Origin of the sequence: Paracoccus isoporae, from assembly GCF_900101865.1 — a bacterium.
Lineage (GTDB): Bacteria > Pseudomonadota > Alphaproteobacteria > Rhodobacterales > Rhodobacteraceae > Paracoccus > Paracoccus isoporae.
This window is the reverse complement of record NZ_FNAH01000006.1, coordinates 129,446-143,297: the sequence shown is the minus strand read 5'-3', so window position 1 is coordinate 143,297 and position 13,852 is coordinate 129,446. Positions and strand designations below refer to the sequence as shown.

Here is a 13,852-nt window from a genome sequence, read left to right as displayed (position 1 = left end):
TTAGGATAATGCGCCGCGGGATGCGGTGTTTGCGCTATGTTCCATCTCGGGTGGCGAGGTGTGACATGTTTCTTTTGGCTGGATTTCTGAGTGCATTGGCGGCGGGCGCGGTGCTGCAGGCGCTCGAGGGCGATGACGAGACCGCGCGCGACGACGAGGACGAGACCGGGCGCGGGCCATCCCCTCCGAAGCTGACGCTGCAGGCCGCTGACCCGGACTGGATGCAGACGCTGGGCCTCGTGGAAACCGGCGATGGCGTGCTGGTGGGAGGGGCGGGGCATGACCTGCTGACCGGCGGGGCAGGGGACGACGATCTGGCCGGTGGCGATGGCGACGACACGCTGCGCGGGCTGACCGGGGATGACACGCTCTATGGCGACGACGCGGCGGAGGCGGCCGGGCATGATCTGCTGCAGGGCGGGCCGGGGGCGGATTACCTGGCCGGAAATGGCGGCAATGACACGGTGACCGGCGATGGCGGCGATGATCGGATCTTCGGCGGGGATGGCGATGACGATCTGTCGGGCGGGCCCGGCGATGACTGGATCACCGGCAATGCCGGCGATGACCTGCTGCGCGGCGGCGCGGGCGATGACGACCTGTCGGGCGGGTCCGGCAACGACACGCTCGATGGCGGGGCGGGGGCGGATTCCCTGCATGGCGGGGCGGGCGACGACATATTGCGCGGCGGGCCGGGCGACTGGCTGGACGGCAATGAGGGCGACGACCGGTTCGAGATCATGCCGGGGCCGGACGGGATCGCCCATATCACCGATCTGGCGCCCGGCGAACGCATCCTGGTCGCGGCGGGCGCGGGTGACACGCTGCTGAGCGTCGATGCAGAGGACGGGGACGCCGTGATCCTGCTGGACGGAGTTGCGGTGGCGCGTGTGCTGGGTGCAGAAGGTCTGACGGCCTCGGCGATCGAGCTGGTGACGGCACAGGACGAGGCGGCGGCGCCAGGCTGATCCGCGACGGGGCTTCCCTTTCCGAGCAGAATCGCCTATAGGCCCCCGTCCGCTGCCTGAACGCGGCGGATCCTCCACGGGCCTGAGCTGGACGACATCCCGGCCTGCGCCATAACCCTGATCCCGAAAGGAGACCCCGATGTCGATCACCGTTGAAGACAAGAACCGTCTGATGAAGGAATATGCGACCAAGGAAGGCGACACCGGCTCGCCCGAAGTCCAGGTCGCGATCCTGTCCTCGCGCATCTCCACCCTGACCGAGCATTTCAAGACCCACAAGAAGGACAACCACTCCCGCCGTGGCCTTCTGAAGCTGGTGGCACAGCGCCGCAAGCTGCTGGACTATCTGAAGGGCAAGGACGAGGCGCGCTATACCGACCTCATCAAGCGTCTGGGTATCCGCCGCTGAGGCGCCGCGCCCATCGCAATGACGACGCCCGTGGCCCCGCCGCGGGCGTTTTTCGTTGCGGGGGCAATCGTTAAGAGGCCGTTAACCTTTCGTTAACACTTCGGCCCTACACCGCGCTGACGGGCTCCGGTCGCGGCGGCGAAGCGCCGGATTGATGCGTATGCGTATCGGTTCGCCGGGCGGGTAGGGCGGCAAGACGAAGGGGAGTGTCATGCAGGATCTCATGGAAAACGCGAAACTGCTGCGGGCGGCGCATCGGGGGGCGGTGATCCTCGCCGGGCCGGAACCGGCACAGGGTGGCACGCTGGATGTGACCGACAAGGCCAGCGGCGCGGTCATCTTCACCGCCGGTCTGGCCTCGGCCGCGGATCTGGATGCGGCGGTGGCCGCGACCGCGCAGGCCCAGCGGGACTGGGCCGCGCGCAGCCCGGTCGCGCGCGGCGAGGTGCTGCGCAATTTCGCCCGGCTCTGCCATGAACACCAGGACGAGATCGGCCGCTGGATCATCCGCGAGACCGGCTCCATCCCGCCCAAGGCGCCGTTCGAGGTGCTGACCTCGGCCCATGACGCGATCGAGGCCGCCGGGCTGACCGGCCAGCCGCAGGGCTATCTGCTGTCGAGCGCGCATCCGCGCGAGAGCAAGGCGCGCCGGGTGCCGATCGGGGTGGTCGGGGTCATCACGCCTTGGAATTCGCCCTTCATCCTGGCGGCGCGGGTGATCCTGCCCGCGCTGGCGATGGGCAATGGCTGCGTGCTCAAGCCGGATCTTCAGACCCCGGTCTGCGGCGGCTACCTGGTCGCGCGGCTGTTCGAGGAGGCCGGTGCGCCGCCCGGACTGGTCACGGTGGTGCCGGGCGGGGCCGAGATCGGCGCGGCGATGTGCCGCCATCCGGGCATCGGCATGATCTCGTTTACCGGCTCGACCGCGACCGGGCGCAAGGTCGGGGCCGCGGCGGGGGAAAGCCTGAAACGGGTGTCGCTGGAACTCGGCGGGAACAACGCGGCGATCGTGTTTCCTGATGCGGATCTGGCGGGGTGCGCCTCGGCGGCGGCGTTCGGGTCGTTTTTCCACCAGGGGCAGATCTGCTTCACCATCGGCCGCCATATCGTGCACGAGGATATTGCGGAGGCTTATGCCAAGCTGCTGGCCGAAAAGGCCGCCGCCCTTCATGTGGGCGACCCGGCGGGCGGGCCGGTGCATCTGGGCCCGATGATCAATGCGCGTCAGGCCGAACGCGCCAAGGCGATCATGGACCGCTCGGTCGAGATGGGGGCCGAACTGCTTGCCGGGGGCACGCTGGACGGGCTGTTCTTCACCCCCGCCGTGCTGCGCGGCGTGACGCCGGAGATGCCGGTCTTCCGTGAGGAGACATTCGGCCCGGTCGCCCCGATCCTGACCTTCCGCAGCGAAGATGAGGCGGTCGCCCTGGCCAATGACAGCGAGTATGGGCTGGCCAGTTCGATCTTCACCGCCGATCTGGCGCGCGCCGCGCGGCTGGCCGACCGGATAACGAGCGGCATCGTCCATATCAACGACCAGACCGTGATCCACGAGGTCTATGGCCCGATCGGGGGCATGGGCGCGTCGGGCAATGGCGCGCGCTCTGGCGGGCCGTCCATGGCCGATGAATACAGCCAGTGGCAATGGATCACGGTGAATGCGCAGGTGCCGGAATATCCGTTCTGACGCGCCCGTGGCCGCGCCGGATGCGGCGCGGCCCCCTCAGCGGTCATGCATCCCCTTGCCGTCGAGGATGCGCGGGGCGGCCTTCTCGATCCGCGCCAGCCGCGTCTTGGCCTGCTTGGCGGTCGAAAAATGCAGAACCCAGCCGCGCTGGCGGCCGGGGGTGAGCGCCCCGAAGGCGGTGCGCAAGGCGTCATCTTCGTCCAGCCGGGCGACGAGTTCCTCGGGATAGTCCAGATCGTCCTTGGGCAGATCCGGCTTCGCGCCGGAGGCTTCCAGCTCGACCGCCTGGGCCACGAACGCCTCGATGGCGGGGCGCAGGTCAGTGATCTGCGCAGCGTCGGTGAAGTTCAGCATCCGGGAGGAACGTGAGTTCGGGCCGGGGGCCGCCAGCAATCCGTCCGGGTCGCTCAGCAGCACGCCCCTGAAGAAGCCGAGCGCGGCGCGGTCCTTGAAGCCCCAGATGATCGCGATATTGCCGCCCTGATGGGTGTAGACCGGCGAGGACCATTTGAAATCCTCGACCAGATCGCAGCCCCGCAGGATCTCGCGCAGGGCCAGCAATTCCGCGCGCCAGTGTGTGAGCCGGGAGAAGAAGGCATCCGCCCTGACCTGTGCTGTGACCATGATGCTTCCCCCGACCGAGTCTGCCGGGGCGAGTGTGGCGCGGCGGCTGCGCGCTGTCCATGCGGCGCCCGCCGGGCCGCGCGGCGTCTCTGGTCGATCCGACCGAATCCGCCCCGTGCGCGGGTCAATGTCTGGCGAAAATGCCCTGAACAGGCGAAGCGACCAAATGTCAGCGCTTATTGGGTAAAACGTCTGCCATCCCTTCGATTCCTCACAGAACTGTGACAGACTCGGCGCAATTAACGCTTTGAAACGGAGGGACTCGTGGCAACCGGAATCTGGATCAGCCTGGCGGCGTATTTCCTGCTGATGCTGGGCATCGGCGTCTATGCCTGGCGCAAATCGACATCGAACTCGGAAGAATACATGCTCGGCGGGCGCAACTTGCCGCCTGCGGTCGCTGCGCTGTCGGCGGGGGCGTCCGACATGAGCGGCTGGCTGCTGCTGGGCCTGCCCGGCGCGCTGTTCGCCACCGGGCTGACGCAGAGCTGGATCGGGATCGGGCTGTTCGTCGGCGCCTTTGTCAACTGGATCGTGGTCGCGCCGCGGCTGCGCGCGCAGACCGAGCAATACGATAACAGCCTGACCATTCCAGGGTTCCTGGGCAATCGCTTTCCCAGCCGGGCTAGGCTGCTGCGGATCGTGTCGGCGATCGTGATCGTGGTGTTTTTCGCGGTTTACACGGCGTCCGGGCTGGTCGGGGGCGGCAAGCTGTTCGTCAGCGCCTTTGACGGCGGTTACATGTCGGGCGTGCTGCTGACGCTGGGGATCGTGCTGGTTTATACCGTCATGGGTGGGTTCCTGGCCGTGTCGCTGACCGATTTCGTGCAGGGCTGCATCATGATGCTGGCGCTGGTGGTGATGCCGATCGTGATCCTGACCACCGGGCAGGGCGACGGGGTCGGCGCCGCGGCCGAGCGGTTGCGGAGCGAGGTCGATCCGAACTTCCTGTCGCTGACCGCGGGGCTGACCTTCGCGGGCTGGCTGTCGGCGGTGGCCTGGGGCCTGGGCTATTTCGGCCAGCCCCATATTATCGTGCGCTTCATGGCCATCCGCAGCGTCGAGGAGGTGCCGGCGGCGCGCAATATCGGCATGGGCTGGATGGCGGTGTCGCTGATCGGCGCGGTCTCGGTGGGGATCTTCGGGCGCGCCTATGCGGTGCGGAACGGGCTGGACATTGCCGATCCGGAGACGATTTTCATCGTGCTGTCGAACCTGCTGTTCCATCCGCTGGTGACGGGTTTCCTCTATGCAGCGCTGCTCGCGGCGATCATGTCCACCGTGTCGAGCCAGCTTCTGGTCGCCTCGTCCTCGCTGACCGAGGATATCTATCATTCGCTGTTCAAGCGCGATGCGACGGATGGCGAGCTGGTGATGATCGGGCGGATCGCGGTGCTGGCGGTGGGGCTGGTCGCGGTGCTGATCGCGCGTGATCCGGAGTCGCAGGTGCTGGGGCTGGTGTCGAATGCCTGGGCAGGCTTCGGCGCGGCGTTCGGGCCGCTGGTCATCCTGTCGCTGACCTGGAAGCGGATGAACGGCGCCGGTGCGGTGGCCGGGCTGGTCGTCGGCGCGGTCACGGTCGGTGTCTGGATCATGGCCGGGCTGAGCGGGGTGATCTATGAGATCGTGCCGGGCTTCATCGCTGCCTGGATCGCCATTGTCGCGGTCAGCCTGATGACCGAGGACCGGGGCGAGTATCGCGAGCTGACCACCGGCTGATCGCCGTCCGACCGATCGGTGATGCGTCTGTCCCGGAGCCGGGGCAGACGCTTTTTCTTATGCGCAACACGGCGCGCGTTGCGTGGTGCGGGACCGGGGCGGGGGTCGGGGCGGTCGGGCCGGGAAACACCGGGTCCGGTCCCGGATCAGGGGGTCACATCCCGTGCACCGCCCGTGCACAGCCTGTACACCGGGCGTACACCGATGCGGGCGCCATATTCCCGCCCGCCGGGGCGGGATCTGTCCGCGCTTATAGGCGGGCGCGGCGCGTGCGGTTCGGATCGGGCATGGGGTGCTTCGCCCGCCCGCCGCGCCATCGGCGTGGCGTCGCTCAGCTTTCGCGGTTGACCTGCGTGCAGGCTTTCAAAACCCGGTGAATTGCTGTAAGGCCCCCCAATCTGAGACGTGAGGCCCGCGCCCCGGGGCTACGCAGAGGATTCGGGGGCGGCGGCAATGGGGCCGCCACATGACATGGGATGACCGGAGGGCCGGTGCATCCCGAGAGGAAACCGCATGTTTGATGAAGTGAAGAAATCGATCCAGTGGGGGCAGGAAACGCTCACCCTGGAAACCGGCAAGGTTGCGCGTCAGGCCGATGGCAGTGTCATCGCCACGCTGGGCGAGACCAGCGTCATGGCCAATGTCACCTTTGCCAAGGAACCGAAGCCGGGTCAGGACTTTTTCCCGCTGACGGTTCACTATCAGGAAAAATACTATGCCGCCGGCAAGATCCCGGGCGGCTTCTTCAAGCGCGAGGCGCGGCCGACCGAAAAGGAAACGCTGACCGCGCGGCTGATCGACCGTCCCTGCCGCCCGCTGTTCGCGCCGGGTTTCAAGCATGAAGTGCTGGTGATGTGCACGGTGCTGTCGCACGATCTGGTCAACGATCCCGACATCGTCGCCATGATCGCCGCATCGGCCGCGCTGACGATTTCCGGCGTGCCCTTCATGGGGCCGATCGGGGCGGCGCGGGTCGGTTTTGCCGATGGCGACTATGTGCTGAACCCCGAGGTTCAGGACATGGACCAGCTGCGCAACAATCCCGAGCAGCGTCTGGATCTGGTCGTCGCGGGCACGAAAGACGCCGTGATGATGGTCGAATCGGAAGCCTATGAGCTGACCGAAGAGGAAATGCTGGGCGCGGTGAAATTCGGCCATGAGCAGATGCAGCCGGTGATCGACCTGATTATCGACCTGGCCGAAGCGGCGGCGAAAGAGCCGTTCGACTTCCAGTCGCCCGATTACAGCACCCTTGCCGGTCGCGTGAAATCGCTTGGCGAGGACGGGATGCGCGCCGCTTATCAGATCAAGGATAAGAGCGAGCGCCGCGACGCGATCCAGGAGGTCCGCGAGAAGATCGTGGCCGAGTTGTCCGAGGAGGAGCTGGAAGACCCGAATCTGGGTTCGGCGCTGAAAAAGCTGGAATCCGACATTCTGCGCGGCGATGTGATCGCGGGCGGGGCGCGGATCGACGGGCGCGACACCAAGACGGTGCGTCCGATCGAATGCGAGGTGGGTTTCCTGCCGCGCACCCACGGCTCGGCGCTGTTCACGCGCGGTGAGACGCAGGGTCTGGTCGTGACCACGCTGGGCACCGGCGATGACGAACAGATCATCGACGCGCTGCACGGCAATTTCCGCTCGAACTTCCTGCTGCATTACAACTTCCCGCCCTATTCGGTCGGTGAGGTGGGCCGCGTGGGTTCGCCCGGCCGTCGCGAGATCGGCCATGGCAAGCTGGCCTGGCGCGCGTTGCAGGCGGTGCTGCCGGCGGCGACCGATTTCCCCTATACGATCCGCGTCGTCTCGGAGATCACGGAATCGAACGGCTCCAGCTCCATGGCGTCGGTCTGCGGTGGCTCGCTGTCGATGATGGATGCGGGTGTGCCGCTGAAAGCGCCGGTCGCGGGTGTCGCGATGGGTCTGATCTTGCAGGATGACGGGCAATATGCGGTGCTGACCGATATTCTGGGCGACGAGGATCACCTCGGCGACATGGATTTCAAGGTTGCGGGCACCGAGAACGGCATCACCAGCCTGCAGATGGACATCAAGGTGGCGGGCATCACGCCCGAGATCATGCAGCAGGCGCTGGCGCAGGCCAAGGATGGCCGGATGCATATCCTGGCCGAGATGGGCAAGGCGCTGTCCGAGGGCCGCCGCGAGTTCTCCGAACACGCGCCGCGCATCGAGACGATGCAGATCCCGACCGACAAGATCCGCGAAGTGATCGGCTCGGGCGGCAAAGTGATCCGCGAGATCGTCGAAGTCTCGGGCGCCAAGGTCGATATCAACGATGATGGCATCATCAAGATCGCCTCGGCCAACGGGGAATCGATCAAGAAGGCCTATGAGATGATCCACTCGATCGTGGCCGAGCCCGAAGAGGGCCAGATCTACACCGGCAAGGTGGTGAAGCTGGTCGATTTCGGCGCCTTCGTGAATTTCTTCGGCAAGCGCGACGGGCTGGTTCATGTCAGCCAGATCGCCAACAAGCGTCTGGGTCACCCCTCGGACGTGCTGAAGGAAGGCCAGGAGGTGAAGGTCAAGCTGCTGGGCTTTGACGACCGTGGCAAGGTGCGCCTTGGCATGAAGATGGTCGATCAGGAGACCGGCGCGGAGATCACCGAAAGCCGCGAGGAAACCGCCGATTAAGCGGGGTCCATAGGCGAGACGATGGCCGGTCCGGGGGGTGCCCCGGGCCGGTTTTTCTTTGCCCGGTGTCCGGGGGCGGGCCGCAGCGGACGCAGCTTCAGATTGCGAGACCGAACCGATCTGTTGATTTTGTTAAGAAATTGGCCGATCCTCGATGGAACTGCCGCGTGTCACGCCACCAACATCAGGAGATCCCGCATGGCCGGTTCCGTTCTCAGCTATATCACCACCCTGGTCGGGCTGCGCCTGGAGGGTGCGACCGAGAAATTCCAGGCGCGCTGCCGCGAAGATCCCAAGGGGGTGGTGCTGGAGGTTCTGGGCAAGGAGATGCTGCGCAATGAGCGCGCGGCAGAGCAGATCACCGGGATCGCGGGGGTTCTGTCGGCGGTGGCGGGCAATCAGCAGAAGATGTTCACCGCCACCCGCTCCGGCCCGCTGATGGCGGTGGAGATCGCCTATCTGTCGGAGATGTGGCTGCTCATCTGGGAGCTGACGCAGGAGCGCAAGGGCGCGGAGATGAGCGATGACTGCCGCACCGCCATCGACAATTTCCAGGACAAGATGCGCGATCTGATGGAAGAGCAGCGGCGCTGGGCGAAATGCCTCAACGATCTGAAGAAGAATCCGGCGGAGGTCATGGGGACGGGGCTGGATATCTGGGCCGGTGCGAGCCAGTCCGAGCCTGCGGGCGATCCCTGCGCAAATTACCGCGGCAGCGTCATCGTGGCGCAGGAAAACGTCGCCAAGGCGATCCGCGACATGAAGCTGTTGTGTAACATGGACTGACGGGCGCCGCCCGGACGGAAACGGGCCGCGCGATGAGGCGCGGCCCGTGGTCATGCCGGGATGCCGGGATCAGCCGTGCTTGGGATCCTTGGCGAAGCGCAGATAGGGCAGCTTCTTGTCGAGCTTGCCGTATTTCTCCTCAGCCGCGGCGTCGTCGAGGGCGAGCGCCACGATCACGTCCTGACCGGGGGTCCAGTTGGCGGGGGTGGCCAGCGGCTGGCCGTCGGTTTCCTGCACCGCGTCGAGTGCGCGGATGATTTCCGCGAAGTTGCGGCCCACCGACATCGGGTAGGTCATGGCGATGCGGACCTTCTTGTCCGGCCCGATGATATAGACGGTGCGCACCGTCGCGGTGTGCTGGGGCGTGCGCCCTTCCTGCGGGAGATAGTAATCCGCCGGCAGCATGTCGAAGGCCTTCGCCACGCTGAGATCGCTGTCGTCGATCATCGGGAAATTGGCCGGGGTGCCGGCGACGGTCTCGATGTCGGATTTCCATTTCTGGTGGTCATCGACCGAATCGACCGAGACGCCCAGCACCTTGGTGTTGCGCTTCTCGAATTCCGGGACGAGCTGGGCCACGGCGCCGAATTCGGTGGTGCAGACCGGGGTGAAGTCGCGCGGATGCGAGAAGATCACCGCGTAGCTGTCGCCGATCCAGTCATGGAGCTTGATCTCGCCCTCGGTCGAGTTGGCGGTGAAATCCGGGGCGGTGTCGTTGATGCGCAGGGTCATGTCCGATCCTTTCGGTTGATCTTCCCGGCAACATAGGGGCTGCGGGCGAAGTTCCAAGGATTTTCGCGCCGCCCCCCGGCTGCCCTTCTCGCGGCGCGGGTGCTTGCGCGCGGGATGGGTAAATGCGACCATTCGGTCAACGAATAGGAGGACTCACGGATGAGCGAACTTCTGGACAAGCGGAAATTCTATATCGACGGCCAGTGGGTGGACCCGAAAGCCGCCGATGATCTGGAGGTGATCGACCCGTCTACCGAGGAGCCGGTGGCGGTGATCTCGCTGGGCGGGCAGGCCGATACGGATGCGGCGGTGGCGGCGGCGAAGGCGGCGTTTCCGGGCTGGTCCGCGACCTCGAAGGAGGAGCGGCTGGCGCATGTGGAGAAGATCCTGGAGGTCTATCAGGCGCGCGGCAAGGACATGGCCTGGGCCATCACCCATGAGATGGGGGCACCGGCGGACATGTCGGCGGGCGATCAGGTCATGGCCGGGGTCGGGCATACGAAGAACTTCATCCGCGCGTTCCGGGATTTCGAGTTCGTTCGCCCGCTGGGCGATCACGCGCCCACGACGATGATCGCCTGGGAGCCGATCGGGGTTGTCGGGCTGATCACGCCGTGGAACTGGCCGATGAACCAGGTGACGCTGAAGGTGATCCCGGCGCTTCTGGCGGGCAATACGATGGTGCTGAAACCGTCCGAGATCGCGCCGCTGTCCTCGATGGTGTTCGCGGAGATCCTGGACGAGGCCGGGCTGCCGCCGGGGGTGTTCAACCTGGTCAATGGCGACGGGGCCGGGGTCGGCACGCAATTGTCGGTGCACCCGGATGTCGAGATGATCAGCTTCACCGGCTCGACCCGCGCGGGTGTCGCGATTACCAAGGCCGCCGCCGACAGTCTGAAGAAGGTGGCGCTGGAGTTGGGCGGCAAGGGCGCGAATGTGATCTTTTCCGATGCCGACGACAAGGCGGTGATCCGCGGGGCGCGGCATTGTTTCTATAATTCCGGGCAGAGCTGCAATGCGCCGACGCGGATGCTGGTGCAGCGCGAGATCTATGACCGGGCGGTCGAGACGGCGAAGGAGGTGGCCGAGAAAACCCCGGTCGCCAGCGGGCACGATTCGGGCCAGCATATCGGGCCGGTCGTGTCGAAGAAGCAGTGGGACCAGATTCAGGGTCTGATCGAGGCGGGCATCAAGGAGGGCGCGCGGCTGGTCGCGGGCGGGCCGGGCCTGCCCGAGGGCGTCAATCGCGGCTATTTCGTGCGCCCCACCGTGTTCGCCGATGTCAGCAACGACATGACCATCGCCCAGCAGGAGATCTTCGGCCCGGTCCTGTCGATCATCCCCTTCGAGGATGAAGACGAGGCGGTGCGCATCGCCAATGACACGGCATACGGGCTGACCAATTACGTCCAGACCCAGGACGGCGAACGCCGCAACCGCATGGCCCGCAAGCTGCGCGCCGGCATGGTCGAGATGAATGGCGAGAGCCGGGGGCCGGGGGCGTTTTTCGGCGGTATCGGCCGGTCGGGCCGGGCGCGCGAGGGCGGCGTCTGGGGGATCGAGGAGTTCATGGACTCCAAGGCGATCAGCGGATGGGATCGCGACGCCTGAGCCGCAGCGCCAGCCGGAACGTGACACGCGAGGGGCGGCCGCGGCCGCCCCTTCGTCATGGCCGGGCCGGCGTCAGCCCCAGCCGACCTCGGCCAGGAAGATATAGCCCGCGCCGTAGATGGTCTTGATGAGCTGCGGGTTCTTGGGATCCTCGCCCAGCTTGCTGCGCAGCCGCGAGATGCGCACATCCATCGCCCGGTCGAAGCTTTCCCCGCCCGAGCCGCCCAGGGTTTCGAGCATCTGCCCGCGCGAGATCAGGCGGCGGGGATTGTCGAGAAACATCCGCAGCACCTCGGCCTCGGCATGGCTCATCGGGGTCTCGGCGCCATCCGGGGAGGTCAGCACGTAACGGTCGAAATCGGCCTGCCAGCCGGCGAAACGGGCCTGGGCGCGGGAATCGGCGCGGGACGGGGCGGCGGGGCGGCGCAGGCGGGCGCGCAGCCGGGCCAGCAGCTCGGCCGGCTCGAACGGCTTGATGATGTAGTCGTCGGCGCCCAGTTCCAGACCGGTCACGCGGTCCTGCACCTGCGCGCGGCCCGAGACGATGATGATCGCCGCGCCGGATTCGGTGGCCAGCCGGTGGACGAGCGCCAGCCCGTCGCGGTCGGGCAGGCCCAGATCGACCAGGCAGGCATCCGGGGTGATGCGGCGCAACGCGGCCTCGAACTCGGTGGCGCGCGCAAATCCCATGGTGCGGAAGCCCGCGCCTTCCAGCGTGTCGGCCATGATCCGGCGGATCTCGGGTTCGTCTTCGAGGATTGCGATCAGCGGCGCGTCAGTCATGGATCACCTGGCTCAGCGCCTCGGAGAGCGAGGCGGCGTCGAAGGGTTTGGACAGCACCGGGCCGGGGGCCGCGCGGCGCAGCTTGTCGTCGGCGGGCAGGGCCGTCATCAGCACCAGGGGCGGGCCCGAGGGCGCGGCGAGGTCGGAGCCCAGCCCGTCGCCAAGCTGGAGGTCGGAGAGGATCAGCGTGAGGCCGGGCAGATCGGCCAGCCGCCGCGCCTCCTGCAGCGATCCGGCCTCGATCACGGAATGGCCCAGATCGGTGAGCATCCGGCGCAGCATCTCGCGCAGGCTGTCATCATCCTCGACCAGAAGGATCATGGCCGGGCGCACCACATGCAGCGGCAGGCGCAGCCGCACCCGCGCGCCGCCTTCGGGGCGGTTGAAGAGATGCAGCGTGCCGCCGGCGAGCTTGGCCTGGTCGAACACCATGGCGAGGCCGAGGCCGGAGCCCTGGCCGGGCTTGGTGGTGAAGAAGGGTTCGGTGCCGCGCGACAGCGCCTCGGGCGAGAAGCCGGGGCCGGTATCGGTGATCTCGATCTCCAGCCAGGGTGTGGCGGCGCGGGCGGTGATGGTGATGGTGCCGCCGCCCGGACCCATCGCATCGCGGCCGTTCAGGATCAGGTTCAGCAGCGAATCCTGAAGATGGCCGGGATCGAGCATCAGCTTGTCGGCGGGCAGGTCGGTCGTCAGCGACAGGGTGACGGCATCGCCCAAAGTCGGGCGGGCCAGTTCGCACAGATCGCGCAGCAGGGCGGCGATGTCGACCGGCTCGCGCTGGGTGCCGGGCGGGGCGGCGATCTGGCCGATGCGTTCCAGCAACTGCACCCCGCGCCGGGTGGCGGCCAGCGTCGCCTGCACATCGGCCTGCGCCCCGCCGGGCAGATCGCCGCGCGCCAGACGGTCCTGAAGCCCGAGGATGACGGTCAGCAGATTGCCGAAATCATGGGCGAGGCCGGAGGTGATCTTGGCGGCCAGCTCGCGGCGGGAGGCATGGGTCAGCGCCTCGCGCACCTCGACCTCGGCGGTGACATCGGTGGAGAGGACATAGACGCCGTTGCCGCCGCGATCCGGGGTCAGCGCGATGCGGATGCGGCGGCCAGATTCGGCGTGGGTGATCTCGAACACCTGGTGCCGTCCCGCCAGGGCGCGTTCCAGATGCGGGCGCACGAGCGGCCAGGTGGCGGGGCCGAGCGCGTCTTCGACCTTCTGGCCGACAATGTCGGGGCGGGTGCCGGGGAAGATGCGCGGCAATTGCCGGTTGGAGAACACGTAGCGGTAATCGCGGTCCATATGGGCGATATGGGCCGGGATCATCTCCGTCACCTGCCGGGTCCGGGCCTGGGTCTCGGTCACGACGCGCTTGGCTTCCTGCAGCGCGGTGATGGTCGAGGCCAGTTCGCGATTGGCCGCCGAGAGGCGTTCGGCGTTTTCCAGCACCTGGCCGGACAGCTCCTCCGACCGGGCGCGCAGCAGTGCCTCCTGGCGCTTGACCTCGGTGATGTCGGTATAGACGGCGACCCATCCGCCCTGGCTGAGCGGCGCGCCCTCGACCGAGATCCAGCTTCCGTCCGGGCGCAGCCGTTCGAGGTAATGCGGCTCGAAGGTGCGGGCCTGTTCGACGCGGATGCGCACGGCCTCGTCGGGGTCGTCCTGGGGGCCGTATTCGCCGCGCAGCACCATGTGGCGGATCGTGTCCTCGAAAAACGTGCCGGGCTGGGTCAGCTTGTCGGGCAGGGCGAACATGGCCTGATACTGGCGGTTGGCCACCGCCAGGCGCAGATCGGCATCGAAGATGGACAGGGCCTGACCGATCAGGTTCAACCCCGACTGCATCAGCTCGGCCCGTGAATTTCCGGTGATCATCATCTCCTCCC

At 66.9% G+C, this 13,852-nt stretch carries 11 protein-coding genes; 7 read left to right on the top strand and 4 right to left on the bottom strand.

The annotated features are described in order from the left end of the window. Positions 1-65: 65 nt before the first annotated feature. The 3 genes from BLT73_RS17790 (at position 66) to BLT73_RS11005 (ending at position 3,064) form a co-directional block, all read left to right on the top strand. Entirely contained in the window at positions 66-968 is a 903-nt protein-coding gene (locus BLT73_RS17790) for a calcium-binding protein (RefSeq protein ID WP_090523825.1), read from the top strand. Between the two features lie 139 nt (positions 969-1,107). Further along, positions 1,108-1,377: a 30S ribosomal protein S15 gene (rpsO, locus tag BLT73_RS11010; protein ID WP_090523824.1), complete on the top strand. Its 270-nt coding sequence runs from the start codon at positions 1,108-1,110 to the stop codon at positions 1,375-1,377. A 211-nt stretch (positions 1,378-1,588) separates the two neighbouring features. Continuing rightward, the gene (locus BLT73_RS11005; RefSeq protein WP_218132525.1) at positions 1,589-3,064 is read left to right on the top strand and encodes an aldehyde dehydrogenase family protein; all 1,476 of its coding nucleotides are present in this window, start codon (positions 1,589-1,591) and stop codon (positions 3,062-3,064) included. Between the two features lie 36 nt (positions 3,065-3,100). Here the strand turns inward: BLT73_RS11005 and BLT73_RS11000 are convergent, their stop codons facing one another. Beyond that, positions 3,101-3,688: a YdeI/OmpD-associated family protein gene (locus tag BLT73_RS11000; RefSeq protein WP_090523821.1), complete on the bottom strand. Its 588-nt coding sequence runs from the start codon at positions 3,686-3,688 to the stop codon at positions 3,101-3,103. A gap of 264 nt (positions 3,689-3,952) precedes the next feature. Here BLT73_RS11000 and putP point away from each other — a divergent pair, with 264 nt between their 5' ends. The 3 genes from putP (at position 3,953) to BLT73_RS10985 (ending at position 8,848) form a co-directional block, all read left to right on the top strand. Continuing rightward, positions 3,953-5,407 carry a sodium/proline symporter PutP gene (gene putP, locus BLT73_RS10995; protein ID WP_090523819.1) on the top strand — a complete coding sequence of 485 codons (1,455 nt, stop codon included), beginning with the start codon at positions 3,953-3,955 and terminating at the stop codon, positions 5,405-5,407. A 513-nt stretch (positions 5,408-5,920) separates the two neighbouring features. Then, positions 5,921-8,062, top strand: a complete 2,142-nt coding sequence (gene pnp / locus BLT73_RS10990; protein ID WP_090523817.1) for a polyribonucleotide nucleotidyltransferase — start codon at positions 5,921-5,923, stop codon at positions 8,060-8,062. A gap of 198 nt (positions 8,063-8,260) precedes the next feature. Further along, positions 8,261-8,848 carry a hypothetical protein gene (locus BLT73_RS10985; protein ID WP_090523815.1) on the top strand — a complete coding sequence of 196 codons (588 nt, stop codon included), beginning with the start codon at positions 8,261-8,263 and terminating at the stop codon, positions 8,846-8,848. 69 nt (positions 8,849-8,917) lie between these two features. Here BLT73_RS10985 and BLT73_RS10980 read toward each other — a convergent pair whose 3' ends face one another. Next, entirely contained in the window at positions 8,918-9,580 is a 663-nt protein-coding gene (locus BLT73_RS10980; protein ID WP_090523813.1) for a peroxiredoxin, read from the bottom strand. A gap of 159 nt (positions 9,581-9,739) precedes the next feature. On the opposite strand from BLT73_RS10980, the gene BLT73_RS10975 reads away from it, so the two are divergent. Further along, a complete protein-coding gene (locus BLT73_RS10975) occupies positions 9,740-11,191 on the top strand; it encodes an aldehyde dehydrogenase family protein (RefSeq protein WP_090523811.1) in 1,452 nt (483 codons plus the stop codon). Positions 11,192-11,263: 72 nt separating this feature from the next. Here BLT73_RS10975 and BLT73_RS10970 read toward each other — a convergent pair whose 3' ends face one another. Next, entirely contained in the window at positions 11,264-11,974 is a 711-nt protein-coding gene (locus tag BLT73_RS10970; protein WP_090523810.1) for a response regulator transcription factor, read from the bottom strand. Continuing rightward, entirely contained in the window at positions 11,967-13,844 is a 1,878-nt protein-coding gene (locus tag BLT73_RS10965) for a PAS-domain containing protein (protein WP_090523808.1), read from the bottom strand. The genes BLT73_RS10970 and BLT73_RS10965 overlap by 8 nt, the downstream gene beginning before the upstream one ends. Positions 13,845-13,852 lie beyond the last annotated feature (8 nt).